Source organism: Ensifer sp. ENS09 (genome assembly GCF_014852425.1).
In the GTDB taxonomy this organism is placed as follows: Bacteria; Pseudomonadota; Alphaproteobacteria; order Rhizobiales; family Rhizobiaceae; genus Ensifer.
Genome location: NZ_JACVBP010000004.1, coordinates 711,782 through 725,503, shown reverse-complemented (window position 1 = coordinate 725,503; position 13,722 = coordinate 711,782). Strand labels below are relative to the sequence as shown.

Sequence of the window (13,722 nt, the reverse complement as noted above, 5' to 3'; positions counted from 1 at the left end):
CCGTGAAACGGCCTGCGGCGAAGCCGCGCGGCGGGGAGCTTATGCATCCTCCGATAGGCGGGCAACCACCGGATGACGTCGCGCGCGAAAAAATGGGTTATCGAGGCAGAAGCTTAGGCCCGTTCGGGCGCTTTCTTCGTCTGTCTCCGACAGCGGGCACCTCGGCGCTTGCCGTCAACGTCCGGTTCCCGCCTCGCATGCACTCGTTCGCGCCGACTCAGGCCTCGTGTCTGAAACCGGTCTCACGGCGCTCTCGCTTTCGGTAGCAAGGTCCGCGATCGCGAGGAAAACACCGATCGCCAGGGGCTCGGCCGGCCGAGGTTATCGGTCCTTAACCAGCCGATCGGAAACGAACCGTCGGATAGCCCGCCGCGCTACCGCGGAGCCGGCTCATTCACGCGTGGTCAAGGCGAAATGTCCGTGGTTCCCGGGGCCTATCACGGCTTCGATACGATGGTGCCGCAAGCGCGCGTTTCGGCGGATTTCATCGCCAACTGGAAATCGGCCTTGGGCCGATCGCTGGAAACAGACTGAAGGGCCGGCGCACTGCACGGTTGGCGCCGCACGGTTGCCACAGCGCAACAGGCTGTCCGCCCAAAGGCGGGCATCTCGCTTGACGACCACCACCTTTTCTTCCGATAGGGTCAATGTACGCTCAGATGCAAGGCGAGGTGGCGACGGTGGCAATGCTCTTGGTTCCCGGCTTCATGCTGGACGCCGATCTCTGGCGCGACGTTGCTCCCGCGCTTGGCGACTACGGGCCTGCGATCCATGCCGACCTGTCGCAGGATGCCTCGATCGCTGCCATGGCCCGTCGCGCACTGCTGGATGCGCCGGATCGCTTCATACTCGTTGGGTTCTCCATGGGCGGCTACGTCGCCCGGGAAATCGTCCGCCAGGCGCCCGAGCGGGTGAGCGCACTTGTCCTCATCGCCACGTCCGCGCGCGGTGACAGCGACGTAGAGCGCCAACGAAAGGCAGCCGTCGCCGGGCAGTCGGCCGGCACGGCATTCAGAGGCCTCAGCCGTTTGGCCATCCTCTCGTCCCTGCACCCCGACAATGCCGGGCGGATCGATATCCTTGAGCGCATTCAGGCAGCCGGCCAGCGAATGGGAGGCGACGCCTTTCGCCGCCAGTCGCTCGTCGAGCGGAAGGACGAGCGGGATGCCCTGGCTTCGATCCGATGCCCCAGCCTCGTCATTGCCGGTGAAGAGGATCGCTTGAGATCGCGCGCTGAGGCGCTCGAACTGCACCACGGGCTCGTCGGCTCAAGCTTCGAGGTCGTCGCTGAGACCGGCCATATGGTTCCGATGGAAGCGCCGCAACGCCTTGCGGCCGTCATTCGGGATTGGCTTGATCAATTGAACACCGGCGCCTAACGATCGCTGCAGTCAATGGGCGCCCGTTCGAGCGGCCACGGTCTCAACCTTTTCCATTTCCAGCCTGCTCCTCTTGCCAATCGAGCGGATCTCTCACCAGGCGGCGGGCGTGCCCAATGAACGTTCCGATGGGGTCGCGCACGTCGCTTAAGCGGCCCACTAACTCGCCACGTCCGCTCACCTCCCGTGGACGTAACAGAACAGCGTGAAGAACGCTGTTGACAAAACACACCGATGACTGGCAAATGTCAGAAATGTACAGAGGACGCCGGCTGCCGGCTGGTTTCAGGGGAGACAGGAGCCTGAAACCGAAGCGCCGGGAAGCATATCCGTCTGCACAGATGCCAGCATGGGAGGGGACATCGTGGCTTTTCAGATGGATCGGCAGCTCGGCTTTCTTGCCACTGTGAACGTTGCCGCGATTGTCGCCGGTGCGGTGCTCGTCGGCGCCAGCTTCGTCGAGCTCTACAACTTCCAGTCCATGGCGTCGCAGGTTCCCGAACTGGGTTTCCTCGCGCTTGGCGTCATGCTGGCCATGATGTCCGGCAATGGCGGCATCGACCTTTCCGGCATCGCGCTGGCCAATCTCTCCGGGGTTGCCGCCTACTTCTTCCTGCGCGATGTGATTTCCGCAGACGACGCTCCGCTTCTCTTCACCTGGAGCCTGATCGGCCTTGCGCTTGGCGTCGGCCTTGTCGGCGGCATGCTGAACGGGTTCCTGATCGCGAAGGTCGGATTGACGCCGATCATCGCTACGCTCGGCACGCAATTGCTCTTCACGGGGTTGGCGATCGTTCTCACCAACGGTTCGGCGCTCAGCATCGGCTATGTCGAGCCGCTCGACGATTTCGGCAATGCCACGATCCTGAGCGTGCCCCAATGCTTCGCTCTGTTCCTGGTCGTCGCACTTGCGATCGGCGCCATCCTGCGTTTCACTCCCTTCGGCCAGCGTCTGCTTCTGCTCGGCAACAATGCCAAGGCGGCGCGCTACGCCGGCATCCCGGAGAAGCGCATCCTGTTCCTGACCTATACGGTTTGCGGGCTGTTGGCATCGGTTGCCGGCATCGTCATCGCCGCGCGCACCTCGAGCGTCAAGTGGGACTACGGCACCTCCTATGTCCTCATCGCGATCCTGATCGCGGTCATGGCTGGCGTTCGCCCTGAGGGCGGCTATGGGCGGGTCATCTGCGTCGTGCTTTCGGCAACATCGCTGCAGATGCTCTCCAGCCTCTTCAACTTCATGAACATCTCGAACTTCTTCCGGGATCTCGCCTGGGGCGTTCTTCTGCTCGTCTTCATCGCCACCTCCGGCTTCGATCTCAAAGCCTGGTTCAGGGCGACCCGCAGCTAACCCCGTTTCCGCCAGGGCCGGGCGCGAGCCTTCGCGCGCCACAGCTCTTTCCCTTCGAAGGCGCAATGGGAGGAACTATGCCTGATTTTCGTAAAATTGCCGCCTGCACCGTGGCCCTCGGCACCATCTGGGCCGCAACGGCGGCCACTGCCGAGGAGAAGCCGAGCATCGTGACCGTCGTGAAGGTCACCGGCGAGAACTGGTTTACCCGCATGGAGGAAGGCGTTGTCGCCTACGGCAACGACAATGATACGGTTGCCACGAGCCAGATTGGCCCCGGCAAGGCAGACGCTGCCCAGCAGGCGCGCCTGATCGAAGACCTCGTCGCCAAGAAGGTCAGCGCGATTGCCGTCGTGCCGATGGATGCAGCGTCGCTCGAAGGCGTGCTGAAGCGCGCCGCCCAGCGCGGCATCAAGGTTGTGACCCACGAAGCCGACAGCATGAAGAACACGCTCGTCGACATCGAAGCCTTCGAAAACAAGGCCTTCGGCGCTCGCTTCAACGAAAAGATCGCCGAGTGCATGGGTAAGTCCGGCAAGTGGACCTCCTTCGTCGGTTCGCTCGGCAGCCTGACGCACGTGCAGTGGGCTGACGGCGGCGCTGAAAACGCCAAGAAGTACCCGGACATGGAACTGGTCTCGGAGAAGAACGAATCCTTCAACGACGCCAACCGCGCCTACGAGAAGGCCCGCGAGATCCTGCGCAAATACCCCGATATCAAGGGCTTCCAGGGCGGCTCTGCCATCGACGTCATCGGCATCGGCCGCGCCGTCGAAGAGGCTGGCCTTCAGGACAAGACCTGCGTATTCGGTATCGGCCTGCCGAAGGATACCGGATCCTATCTGGAGTCCGGTGCTGTGGATGGCATCAGCTTCTGGGATCCTAAGGATGCCGGCTACGTCATGAACAAGGTCGCCGACATGGTCATCAAGGGCGAAGAGATCAAGGACGGCATGGATCTCGGCGTGCCCGGCTACGAAAAGGTGACGGTCAAGAAGGGTGCAGGTGACGGCATCATTGTCGTCGGCGAAGCCTGGGTCGACGTCGACAAGTCGAACTACAGCAAATACCCGTTCTGATCGGTTCAGCCGATCAATGCCGTCGCGCCCACCGGCGCGGCGGCAGGACACTCGAACGCCCTCATGCCCCGTCAGGACAAAGCCATGCAGCCCCAGCCCACTGGCGGTGAACCGCATCTCAAGCCCGCGACCCCGTTTCTGGAAGTGCGCAACATCGAGAAGCACTTCGGTGGCGTGCGAGCGCTGAAGGGCGTCAGCCTTTCGATCGAGGCCGGCAACATCTATCACCTGATGGGTGAGAACGGCTGCGGCAAGAGCACGCTCATCAAGATCATTTCCGGGGCTCAAGGGGCCGATTCAGGCGAACTCCTGATCGACGGCAAGACGGTCACCGGACTGACGCCAGTCGCCGCCCTCGCTGCCGGCATCGAAACGGTCTATCAGGATTTCTCGCTGCTCCCCAACCTCTCCGTCGCAGAGAACATCGGCCTGACGCAGCAGCTCGTATCCTCGTCGGGCAAGCTTGCGCGGCGGCTCGACATACCGAAAATGCGGGCGACGGCCGAGCGCGCCCTTGCGGCCGTCGGCCTGCCCGCGAGCAGGGCCTTTCTGTCGACGCGCACGGACGAGTTGCCGATGGCGACGCGGCAGTTGATCGCCATTGCCCGTGCGATCGCCTCCGACGCCCGCCTCGTCATTATGGACGAGCCGACGACGGCGCTGACCAAACACGAGGTCGACAATCTTATCGGCGTCGTCGATCGCCTGCGCGCCAAGGGCGTTGCCGTGCTGTTTGTCACCCACAAGCTCGACGAGTGCAAATCGCTCGGCGGGCGGGCGATCATCATGCGCGACGGCCAGAAGGTCGCCGAATGCGATGTCGAAGGCCATTCGAAGACCGATCTGGCCTTCCGGATGACCGGCAAGGTGCTGGACGATAAGCGCCAGCGCTCTGCCGTCACGCTCGGCGAGAAGTTGCTCAATGTCGAGAAGCTCTCGCGGAGCGGCTTTTTCGCCGACGTGTCCTTGTCGCTGCGCAAGGGCGAAATCGTCGGCATTACCGGCCTGCTCGATTCCGGGCGCAACGAACTGGCGCTTGCGCTCGCCGGCGTTTCGCCGGCTGACGGCGGCGGCATTTTTCTCGAGGGCGACGAGATCCGCCTTGGCAAACCCGCCGACGCGATAGCGTCTGGCATTGGCTACGTTCCCGAGGACCGGCTCTCGGAGGGGTTGTTCCTCTCGCAATCGATCAAGGACAATATCGTGGTTCCGGTCCTCGACCGGCTGCGCAATGCCCTCGGTATCGTTGACGGACGCCGCAGCCGTGCGCTTGCCGAGCGCACGGTCGACGATCTCCAGGTCGTCTCGGCCGGCGTCGACAAGCCGGTGCAGTCGCTATCCGGCGGCAACCAGCAGCGCGTGCTGATCGGGCGCTGGCTGACGATCGAGCCAAAACTTCTGATCCTGCACGGCCCGACGGTCGGCGTCGATGTGGGCTCCAAAGACACGATCTATCGGATCATCCAGCGGCTCGCCGGCGACGGCATGGGCGTCATCATCATCAGCGACGACCTGCCCGAACTGCTGCAGAACTGCGACCGCATCATGGTCATGCGCAAGGGTCGCGTCGTCAAAACCTTTGCCGCCGAAGGGCTGGCGGAAGACGTTCTCTCCCGCGCGCTGACCGACGATACCATTGCGAGGCTTCAATGAGCGAAACCACCTTTTCCTCGGCTGCACCCCGGTCTGAAAGCGCAGGCGCGGTTGCCGGCATTTGGGCGTGGCTCATGCGGCATCCCCCGGCCTTCACGCTGATCCTGATCGTCGCCGTCTCGCTGGTCGTCGGCGCGATCAACACGGACTTCTGGCAGGTATCGAATCTCTTCGACATCCTGCGCGCGTCCGTCGTGCGTGGCCTTTTCGCGCTCGGCGTGCTCGTCGTGTTGGCCTCCGGTGGCATTGACGTCTCGTTCACGGCGATCGCCGCCTTCGTCATGTACGCCGTCACCATGCTGGTCGTGAACGTGGTGCCCGACATGCCGATCGTGGTGATCCTTGCGCTCGGCGCTGTCGGCGGCGCCTGTTTCGGCGCGCTCAACGGTGTTCTCGTTCATGCGCTCAAGGCGCCGTCGCTGATCGTGACGATCGGCACGCAATATGTCATTCGCAGCTTCCTGCTCACATTTGTCGGCACAGCGCTGTTCATGAACATTCCGGCAGCAATGGACGCGTTCGGAAAGCTTGCGCTCTTCACCCACCACAGTGCCAACGGCTCAACCTCGACGCTGCCTGCCTTCGTGCTGATCCTTGCGGTCGCCGCGATCGTCACCTGGTGGATCCTCGAGCGCACCCTGATCGGCCGCGCGGTCTATGCCGTCGGCGGCAATGCCGGTGTGGCCGAGCGGCTCGGCTACAACCTGCGCACGGTCCGCATCTTTGTCTTTGCCTATGCGGGGCTTCTCGCCGGCATCGCCGGGATCATTCACGTCTCCAGCAACCGGCTGGCGAACCCGTTCGACCTCGCGGGCGCCGAACTCGAAATCATTGCCGCGGTCGTTCTCGGCGGCGCGCGCATCACCGGCGGCTCCGGGAGTGTCATCGGCACGCTTCTGGGCGTGGTTCTCATCACACTGGTCAGCAACGTCCTCATTCTTGTCGGCATCCCGAGCACCTGGCAGCTCGTCATCGTCGGCATCTTCATCATTCTCGCCGGCGGGATCTTCTCGATCCGCGGCCGACAATCCTGACGGCCGGCCTTGAGGCCGCCAAGCCGCGGTCGGGGCCGGTGTCTTTCGACACCCCTGTTTCTTTGAGAAAGGTTTGAGTGCATGGCGCACGATGTTTCGGTCATCGGACTTTACATTCTCGACATCCTCGGTCGCCCCGTCGACCGAATTCCCGAGGGCGGCAATGTCGAGTTCATCGACGAGATCCGCCTGACGGTTGCCGGTACCGCCGGCGGCACAGTGGTCGACCTTGCAAAGCTCGGTCTCAACTGCCTTGCGGTTGGCGCCGTCGGCGACGACGAGAAGGCCGACTTCGTGCTTTCGACCCTGCAGCGCTTCGGCGTCGACACCGCGGAGATGCAGCGGATCGCCGGCGTTCCGACGTCCGCCACGATCCTCAACATCCGCCGCAACGGCGAACGGCCGGCGCTTCACGTCCGCGGCGCGTCCGGTCATTTCGAGATCGCAGCCGAAGCGCTCGATCGCGTGACAGAGGCGCCGATCGTTCATCTTGGCGGCACGGGACTGCTCGACCGCCTCGACGGCGAGCCGAGCCGCGTGCTTCTCGAAGCAGCCAAGGCCAAGGGCCGCACCGTCACCTTCGATCTGCTCGGTGCCAGCGAGAAGACGCTCTCCCTCATCCGCCCGCTCTTCCCCTATATCGACTACTTCATGCCGTCGGTGGAGGAAGCCATGCTGATCTCCGGGCGGAAAACCGCCGAGGATGCGGCGCTCTTCTTCTGCGATCTCGGTGTGAAGCACTGCGTCTTCACGCTCGGCGGCGACGGCGTCTACTTCATGGATCCGGACCGAAAGACCGTGAAACTGCCAGCCTTCGAGATCGACGTCGTCGATACGACGGGCTGCGGCGATGCCTTCAACGCCGGCTTCATCGCCGGCCTGCACCACAAGATGGACACTGAGACGTCGCTGAAGTTCGCGCAGGCCTCGGCCGCGCTGGTGGCGACCGGTCTCGGTTCGGATGCCGGCATCACCTCTTTTGAGGCGACGCAGGCATTCATGCGCACGGCGCGCGTCAAGACGAACTGATAGGCTGGCGGGGCGCTCCTGTCGGAGCGCCTCAGGCCTATTCGGCCAGCAGCATCTCGGCGGTTGCGATGTCGGTGACGAGGTGGGTGGCGTAGCCGCCCTTCATCGTCGCGCGGATCGCCGTGACCTTGTTCGCACCGCCGGCGACACAAACGCGGCTCGGGATACGCACGAGTTCGTCGAGCTCGATGCCCACCATGCGATCGTCGAGTTCACCGCTCACCTGTCGGCCCGCCTCATCGATGAAACGGCAGATCAGCACCGCGACGGCGCCGTGCGCTTGATAGGAATCGAAGTCCTCCTGGCTTGCGACATTGGCCGAGCGGATCAGCGTGTCGGGGCCGATATCGCCGACGCCGAAGACCAGGATGTTGGTGGAATGAATAAGCTCGAACTGCTTGACGAGCACCGGTTCCGAAAGCAGCCAGCGCTTGAGTTCCGGCGTCGACAGCAGCGCCGGCGCCAAAAGGTTGACGCAGCGTGCGTGAATGCGCTGGGACATCAGCGAGGTGCAGAATTCCGGCGAGAACTCTGGATTGGCGATCGAGCTGCCCGAAACCTGGACGACAGTGAGCCCATCGAGCGGTTCGGCCAGCGAGATCTGGTCGGCGACGGCAAGCACTGTCCGTCCCCAGGCAACGCCGATCGTGTCGCCTTGCTTGATCATGTCGGCAAGCAGGCGGGCGCCGGCCTCACCGAGCCGCGTGACCAGCGACGCCGGCTCTCCGGCTGGAATGACCAGCGCTCCTTCGAGCCCGAACTTCTCCTTCAGCTTGCGCGCGATGGCCACGCGTCCGCCGACATCGGTGTTGACGCGGATGGTAACGAGGCCGCGTTCACGGGCCTCCTGAAGGTAATTGACGATGGTCGCGCGCGACATGCCGAGGATCTTGGCGATGTCGCTCTGGGTCAGTTGATCGACGTAGTAGAGCCAGGCGGCCCAAACGACCCCGTCATCGAACTCGGGCGGCAACGACTTGCCTTCGCCGATCATCCAACTTGCCCGTGCGCTCTCCGCCATCCGTCACTCCGCCTGATACTGTTTGCGCCACCTCAAACCGGAAATGAGGCCGCCGTCAAACAAATTCGAACGCTCAATTGACATTTGACACATGATGTTGTCATTTGTTTATGCCCCGTTGTAACGGGCGATCGACAACGGAATCGCGTTTGAGCACGCGGCCACGAATGCGGCCGCATGGGCAGACGAGACTGCGGCAGACTGGATCGGATCCGCGCCTTCTTCGACGCGGCCCGCGCCAGACGCCGATCCCAAATTTCCCAAGCGGCCTTTCCTGCCAGCCTTCCACGGCTCGGCGGGCACGGTCCCGCCATGTCATTTTTGTCCGGAGCCGTCGCAGGTGATGTCCGCCGGAAGCTGAGGAGCCTTTGCATGAAATCGAGATGGTCCGAAACCGAATATGCCGATGTCGTCGACGCCTACGTCCGCAACGGCGTCAACCGTGATCTGGCGATCCGCACCTACACCACGCGCCTGCTCGGATCCGACCCGGAGCTGGTGCTGCATGGCGGCGGAAACACGTCGGTAAAGACCGTTTTCACCGATCTCGACGGCTCTGAAATTCCGGTTCTTTGCGTCAAGGGAAGCGGCTGGGACATGGGCACGATCGAACCGCCAGGCCTGCCGGCCGTCCGCCTGCAACCGCTCCAGGCGATGGTCGGTTTCCAAACGCTCAGTGACGACGACATGGTCATGCTGCAGCGCCGCTTGCTGCTCGATCCGGCAGCGCCCAATCCGTCGGTCGAAGCGATCCTCCATGCCAACCTGCCGTTCAAGCACATCGACCACACCCATGCCAACGCGATCGTGTCGCTGACAAACCAGCCGCACGGCGAAGAAATCGTGCGCGAACTCTTCCCCAAGGCGATCATCGTTCCCTATGTCATGCCCGGCTTCGATCTTGCGAAAGCCTGCGATGAGGCTTTCCGCGCCGATCCGACCGCCGACGGCATGATCCTGCTGAAGCACGGCATCTTCACCTGGTCGGAAGACCCGCGCGAATCCTACGAGAAGATGATCGCCGCAATCGACCGGGCCGAACGCCGCATTGCCGAAGGCAATGCGCGTCCGTTCGTCCAGGTGAAGCAGCCAATAGCGCTTGCAACGGCTGCGGAAATTGCGCCGGTCCTGCGCGGTGCCATCGCGATCGACACCGGTGTCGAAGGCTGCCCGAAACGCTTCGTGCTGGAGCACCGGGCAAGCGACGCGGTGCTTGCGTTCTGCAATGCGCAGAATGCCGGCGATCTCTCGCGCCGCGGCAATGCTACACCGGAGCATGTCATCCACATCAAGCGCTTCGGGCTGGTCCTGCCGGCGCCGGTTGCCGATGAAATGGCCGCCTGGGCGGAGACGGTGCGCACGGCCGTGGCCGACTACATCGCCGAATACCGCGCTTATTTCGAGCGCAACAACGCGCGCGTCGGTGGCAACAAGAAGATGCTCGACCCGATGCCCCGCGTCTTCTACGTCGCCGGCGTCGGCCTCTTTGCGGCCGGCCCCAGTAAGAAGGCCGCACGCGTCGGCGCCGATGTCGCGGAAGCCACGATCAACGTCATCCGTAACGCTGAAGGAATCGAGAGCTTCGAGGCGCTGTCGGAACATGATCTCTTCGACATCGAATACTGGTCGCTCGAGCAAGTCAAACTGACGAAACAGGTGGAGAAGCCGCTCAGCCGCCAAGTTGCGGTGGTGACCGGTGGTGCCGGCGGCCTTGGCCTTGCGATTGCCGAGGCGCTGCGCGCGGAAGGTGCGGAAATCGCGCTCGTCGATCTTGCCGAAGCGACGGTCAAGAAGGAGGCCGCCCGGCTCGGAGGGCTTGGCGTCGCCTGCGACGTGACCAATCCTCAGGCCGTTGACGCCGCTATCGCCAGCGTTGCCGAACATTTCGGCGGTATCGACATCGTCATTTCGAATGCGGGTGCCGCCTTCCAGGGCGCCATGATCGAGGTCGCCGACGAACTCTTCGAGAAAGCCTTCGCCCTCAACTTCTGGGGACACCATTACGTCGCCCGGGCAGCAACCAGGGTGATGAAGACGCAACGCACCGGCGGCGCACTGGTGTTCAACGTCTCCAAGCAGGCGGTAAATCCCGGCCCCGATTTCGGTCCCTACGGAACGTCGAAGGCGGCGCTCATGGCACTGATGCGGCAATATGCCGTCGAACACGGTGCGGACGGCATCACCTCGAACGCCGTCAACGCCGATCGCATCCGCACCGGCCTCATGACCGACCAGATGGTCGAGGAGCGCAGCCGCGCCCGCGGCATCACGCCGGAAGCCTATATGCGCGGCAACCTCGTCCACCGCGAAGTCGCCGCCAAGGATGTGGCCGAAGCCTTCGTGCACCTTGCCAAGGCGCGCGCAAGCACAGGCGCGGTCATCACCGTCGATGGCGGCAATGTCGCGGCGATGATGCGATAGAGGAATAATGGGCGGCCGCGGTGGGAACCCCCGCGGCCGTGCCCTACGAAATGAAGCACATCGACACGATCTTCGGCCGAGTGGTGTCGCCGTAGCGAAGGCAATCGGCCACGCGACGGCCTATGCCGTCGCTGACGAGCAGGGCCCAGCCAACGACCCGGCGCTGGCGCTACTAGATCCCGGAGCCGTCCAGTTCCTGCTCGTCCTCGCCTTCCCAGGGCAGCGGCATCGCGGCGCGATCGAGATTGGCCGTGGGCATCGGCATCCAACACTTCAACTCAGGCTCGGGATACTCGATGATGCGGCCGGGCGAGGAATCGGAGGCGCGCCAGCCTTCAGTCCCGAACTGATCACCCTTCGACCAATAGGCGAGATCGACTTCCGCGGCGCCCTGCTCGGACGGCCGGATCGTGACGAGGATCCGGCTCCCGTTTTTCGGAGCGCTTGCCATATGACGCCAGTGGTCCGCCTCAGCCATCACTTACCTCCTGCCTTGCTGCACCTGACAAGTGTCGCCTCGCCATCAAAAGCGGTCAACTCATAGTTTACGTGGGGGGAGGGAGGAGAAGGCGTGCGCCTGCGCGGTGTGTCTCGTGGCCGACAACGCCTTGTCCGCGCTACATTTGGCCAAGACCAGTGATCGCAAGTACGGCTCTGTTAGACGGCGAGACTGCACTCTCGTTGGCATGACCGGGAGAGCGCCCGGCCGCAACCAATAGATTCGATTTAAGGCTATCTCGAAATGGATCAGTTCCTGAAGTCTATCCGCAGCCGCGAGACGATCATTGAAACTCGAATCGCCGAGGAACAGGCGCGGCCAGCCCCGGATCGCTTTCGTCTCTGGACGCTGAAGAAACTCAGGCTGCAGTTTTTGGAGCAGATCGCATTCGTCGAGCGCACGAACCGTCTGCTTCCGACGTAAGGTCCGATAGCACAGCCGCGAGCCACGGCTTGACGAACGACGTCGCCCCCGACGCGCGGATTGATTCCCGATGGTGTACCTTTAGCGGCATCGCGATGCCTGGCTTCCCGGACGCTGATTGCCTGTCAGCGTCCGGCGCCAGTAGGCCTTACGGGATGGCGATGACAGCCTCGATCTCCACCTTCGCGCCCTTCGGCAGCGCGCTGACTTCGTAGCAGGCGCGGGCCGGGAACGGCTTGGCGAAGAAGCCCGCATAGACCTTGTTGATCTCCGCGAACTGCCCGAGGTCGGTCAGCAGAACCGTGGTCTTGACGGTGTTCGAAAGGGTAGTGCCCGCGGCAGTCGCGATGGCAGCAAGATTCTTCAGGCACTGCTCGGCCTGCGCGATCGCGTCGTCCGAGTTGAACTCTCCGGTGGCCGGATCGATCGGAAGCTGGCCGGAGACGAACAGGAGGTTGCCGACCTTGATCGCCTGCGAGAAGGGACCGACGGCGCCCGGCGCGTCGGTGGTGTGGATTTCCTGGATCATGATCCGTCTCCGAGATTGGTGGTTGAATTGAGCACGCTTATGCGTAGCGGGCGATCGCGAGATCGGTCGCGTCGATTTCCGGCTTACGCCCGCTGACGAGATCGGCGATCACCCGTGCCGAACCGGAACTCATCGTCCAGCCGAGCGTACCGTGACCGGTGTTGAGATAGAGGCCGGCGACCTTCGTCGGACCAATGACCGGCGTGCCGTCCGGCGTCATCGGCCGAAGGCCGGACCAGAAGCTTGCCTTCGACACGTCGCCGCCCGGGAAGAGGTCGGTGACAGAGTGCTGCAGCGTCAGGCGACGGGGTTCGCCGAGATCGTTGGTGTAGCCGGAGATTTCCGCCATGCCGCCGACGCGGATGCGGTCGCCGAGCCTGGTGATGGCGATCTTGAAGGTTTCGTCCATGACCGTCGATTCCGGCGCGCGTGACGCGTCGGTGATCGGGATCGTCAAAGAGTAACCCTTGACCGGGTAGACCGGCAGGCGGATGTCATGCGGCTTGACGAGGAGAGGGGAGAAGCTGCCGAGCGCCACGACGACGGCGTCGGCCTTGAGCGTGCCGTGCGCCGTGACGACGCCCTTGATCCGACCGCCTTCCACGTCGAGACTGCGGATGATGCTGCCATAGTTGAAGCGCACGCCGAGCGCTTCCGCCTTCTTCGCAAGCTCGTTGCTGAACTTGAAGCAGTCGCCGGTCTCGTCCTTCGGTGTCAGCAGGCCGCCGACGATCTTTTCGCGCACATGTTTCAGCGCCGGTTCGACGCGAATGCAGCCGTCGCGATCCAGGACCTCGTAGGGGATGCCGTCGGCGGCAAGCGCCTTGACGTCCTTGCCGGAGGCGTCGAGCTGGGCCTGGGTCCGGAAAAGCTGCAGCGTTCCCTGCATGCGCTCGTCATAGGCGATGCCGGTTTCGGCGCGCAGCGCGGCGAGCGAGGTGCGGCTATAGTCGGCAAGCCTGAGCATGCGGCTCTTGTTGATCGCGTAGCGCCCGGACGTGCAGTTCGAGAGCATCTTGATCATCCAGGAGATCATGGCGGCATCAACCTTCGGTCGAAGGATGAGTGGCGCATGCTCCATGAACAGCCATTTCATCGCCTTCATCGGAATGCCGGGTGCCGCCCAGGGCGAGCAGTAGCCGAAGGAAACCTCGCCGGCATTGGCAAAGCTCGTCTCCAGCGCCGGCCCGGGCTGGCGATCGATGACGGTGACCTCGTGTCCGCTCTTGGCAAGCTGGTAGGCCGAGGTGACGCCGACGATGCCGGCGCCGAGAACGATAACTTTCATGATGTCCTCAAAAGGA

At 63.4% G+C, this 13,722-nt stretch carries 12 protein-coding genes; 8 read left to right on the top strand and 4 right to left on the bottom strand.

Annotated elements, in window-relative coordinates; translation table 11 throughout:
* Window positions 1–686: 686 nt before the first annotated feature.
* The 6 genes from IB267_RS23655 (at window position 687) to IB267_RS23630 (ending at window position 7,525) form a co-directional block, all read left to right on the top strand.
* Window positions 687–1,379, top strand: coding sequence for an alpha/beta fold hydrolase (locus IB267_RS23655; protein WP_246810828.1), 693 nt, complete (start codon window positions 687–689; stop codon window positions 1,377–1,379).
* A gap of 376 nt (window positions 1,380–1,755) precedes the next feature.
* Window positions 1,756–2,730 carry an ABC transporter permease gene (locus tag IB267_RS23650; RefSeq protein ID WP_192450037.1) on the top strand — a complete coding sequence of 325 codons (975 nt, stop codon included), beginning with the start codon at window positions 1,756–1,758 and terminating at the stop codon, window positions 2,728–2,730.
* A gap of 77 nt (window positions 2,731–2,807) precedes the next feature.
* Complete coding sequence (locus tag IB267_RS23645) at window positions 2,808–3,809, top strand: substrate-binding domain-containing protein (protein WP_192449842.1); 1,002 nt, start codon at window positions 2,808–2,810, stop codon at window positions 3,807–3,809.
* Window positions 3,810–3,893: 84 nt separating this feature from the next.
* Entirely contained in the window at window positions 3,894–5,462 is a 1,569-nt protein-coding gene (locus IB267_RS23640) for a sugar ABC transporter ATP-binding protein (protein WP_192449841.1), read from the top strand.
* Window positions 5,463–5,536: 74 nt separating this feature from the next.
* The gene (locus tag IB267_RS23635; RefSeq protein ID WP_246810796.1) at window positions 5,537–6,496 is read left to right on the top strand and encodes an ABC transporter permease; all 960 of its coding nucleotides are present in this window, start codon (window positions 5,537–5,539) and stop codon (window positions 6,494–6,496) included.
* A gap of 81 nt (window positions 6,497–6,577) precedes the next feature.
* Window positions 6,578–7,525: a carbohydrate kinase family protein gene (locus IB267_RS23630; RefSeq protein WP_192449839.1), complete on the top strand. Its 948-nt coding sequence runs from the start codon at window positions 6,578–6,580 to the stop codon at window positions 7,523–7,525.
* A gap of 37 nt (window positions 7,526–7,562) precedes the next feature.
* On the opposite strand, the gene IB267_RS23625 is transcribed toward IB267_RS23630, so the two are convergent.
* A complete protein-coding gene (locus IB267_RS23625; RefSeq protein WP_246764838.1) occupies window positions 7,563–8,546 on the bottom strand; it encodes a sugar-binding transcriptional regulator in 984 nt (327 codons plus the stop codon).
* A gap of 372 nt (window positions 8,547–8,918) precedes the next feature.
* On the opposite strand from IB267_RS23625, the gene IB267_RS23620 reads away from it, so the two are divergent.
* Window positions 8,919–10,967, top strand: a complete 2,049-nt coding sequence (locus tag IB267_RS23620; RefSeq protein WP_192449838.1) for a bifunctional aldolase/short-chain dehydrogenase — start codon at window positions 8,919–8,921, stop codon at window positions 10,965–10,967.
* A gap of 172 nt (window positions 10,968–11,139) precedes the next feature.
* Here IB267_RS23620 and IB267_RS23615 read toward each other — a convergent pair whose 3' ends face one another.
* A complete protein-coding gene (locus tag IB267_RS23615) occupies window positions 11,140–11,445 on the bottom strand; it encodes a hypothetical protein (RefSeq protein WP_043612527.1) in 306 nt (101 codons plus the stop codon).
* Between the two features lie 264 nt (window positions 11,446–11,709).
* Here IB267_RS23615 and IB267_RS23610 point away from each other — a divergent pair, with 264 nt between their 5' ends.
* Complete coding sequence (locus IB267_RS23610; RefSeq protein WP_192449837.1) at window positions 11,710–11,889, top strand: hypothetical protein; 180 nt, start codon at window positions 11,710–11,712, stop codon at window positions 11,887–11,889.
* 148 nt (window positions 11,890–12,037) lie between these two features.
* Here IB267_RS23610 and IB267_RS23605 read toward each other — a convergent pair whose 3' ends face one another.
* The gene (locus tag IB267_RS23605; protein WP_192449836.1) at window positions 12,038–12,418 is read right to left on the bottom strand and encodes a RidA family protein; all 381 of its coding nucleotides are present in this window, start codon (window positions 12,416–12,418) and stop codon (window positions 12,038–12,040) included.
* Between the two features lie 37 nt (window positions 12,419–12,455).
* Entirely contained in the window at window positions 12,456–13,706 is a 1,251-nt protein-coding gene (locus tag IB267_RS23600; RefSeq protein ID WP_192449835.1) for a D-amino acid dehydrogenase, read from the bottom strand.
* Between the last annotated feature and the right edge of the window lie 16 nt (window positions 13,707–13,722).

Coding starts and splice junctions, on each gene's coding strand:
- IB267_RS23600 (WP_192449835.1), bottom strand. CDS start 13,706: ATGAAAGTTATCGTTCTCGGCGCCGGCATCGTCGGCGTCACCTCGGCC.
- IB267_RS23620 (WP_192449838.1), top strand. CDS start 8,919: ATGAAATCGAGATGGTCCGAAACCGAATATGCCGATGTCGTCGACGCC.
- IB267_RS23655 (WP_246810828.1), top strand. CDS start 687: ATGCTCTTGGTTCCCGGCTTCATGCTGGACGCCGATCTCTGGCGCGAC.
- IB267_RS23625 (WP_246764838.1), bottom strand. CDS start 8,546: ATGGCGGAGAGCGCACGGGCAAGTTGGATGATCGGCGAAGGCAAGTCG.
- IB267_RS23635 (WP_246810796.1), top strand. CDS start 5,537: ATGCGGCATCCCCCGGCCTTCACGCTGATCCTGATCGTCGCCGTCTCG.
- IB267_RS23640 (WP_192449841.1), top strand. CDS start 3,894: ATGCAGCCCCAGCCCACTGGCGGTGAACCGCATCTCAAGCCCGCGACC.
- IB267_RS23650 (WP_192450037.1), top strand. CDS start 1,756: ATGGATCGGCAGCTCGGCTTTCTTGCCACTGTGAACGTTGCCGCGATT.
- IB267_RS23645 (WP_192449842.1), top strand. CDS start 2,808: ATGCCTGATTTTCGTAAAATTGCCGCCTGCACCGTGGCCCTCGGCACC.
- IB267_RS23610 (WP_192449837.1), top strand. CDS start 11,710: ATGGATCAGTTCCTGAAGTCTATCCGCAGCCGCGAGACGATCATTGAA.
- IB267_RS23605 (WP_192449836.1), bottom strand. CDS start 12,418: ATGATCCAGGAAATCCACACCACCGACGCGCCGGGCGCCGTCGGTCCC.
- IB267_RS23630 (WP_192449839.1), top strand. CDS start 6,578: ATGGCGCACGATGTTTCGGTCATCGGACTTTACATTCTCGACATCCTC.
- IB267_RS23615 (WP_043612527.1), bottom strand. CDS start 11,445: ATGGCTGAGGCGGACCACTGGCGTCATATGGCAAGCGCTCCGAAAAAC.